1 protein-coding gene is annotated in these 640 nt (G+C 65.0%); it reads right to left on the bottom strand.

Features of this window, described 5'->3' with window-relative positions:
* Positions 1 to 640 (bottom strand): AMP-binding protein (locus HX846_RS38610; protein WP_178967627.1); only part of this gene is annotated, 640 nt, incomplete at both ends.

The raw sequence follows: 640 nt of genomic DNA, 5'->3' as shown, positions 1-640 counted from the left end.
GGCAACAGGATCGCCACATGGTCGCCGGGCTGCACGCCCAGGTTGCGCAGGTGGTGCGCCAACTGGTTGGCGCGGGTGTTCAGCGCGCCGTAACTCAGGGTGTGTTCACCATGCACCACTGCGATAGCACCCGGGCGTGCCTGCGCCTGGGCTTCGAACAAACGCTGCACCGTATGTTCGTGAGGGAATTCGCGCTGGGTGGCGTTGAATTCCATCCGCAGTTTTTCACGCTCCGCCGCCGGCAGAATCGACAGTTGGCTGATTGAGCCCCCTGCATTCTGTTCCAGGGCCTGCACCAGTTGCTCCAGGGCAACATGCAGGTACTCGCAGAGGCGTGGCGCGCCCTGCCCCATGGCGTCAAAGCCAAACCCGTCGCCCAGGTCATCGACACTCAGGGACAGCGCAAAGTTGGTACGTTCCTCGGCCTTGAGCACCTGCATGCCCTGCCACGCCTCGGCTACGCCGCCAGCGTGCGGGGCGCTGTGGCGATAGTTGAACAGCACGCTGAACAGCGGCGTATTGGCCGGCAGCCCGCTGCAACGCTGGGCCAGGGCCAGTGGCGCATGTTCGTGACTGAGCAACCGGGTCAGGCTTGCGTGGGTGGCCATCAGCGCTGCGTGCACCGTGCGCTCACCCAGGT

It is taken from the genome of Pseudomonas sp. K5002 (assembly GCF_013386655.1).
Lineage (GTDB): Bacteria > Pseudomonadota > Gammaproteobacteria > Pseudomonadales > Pseudomonadaceae > Aquipseudomonas.
Note: the sequence above shows the minus strand (reverse complement) of the source record. Positions and strands in the feature narration are given on the sequence as shown.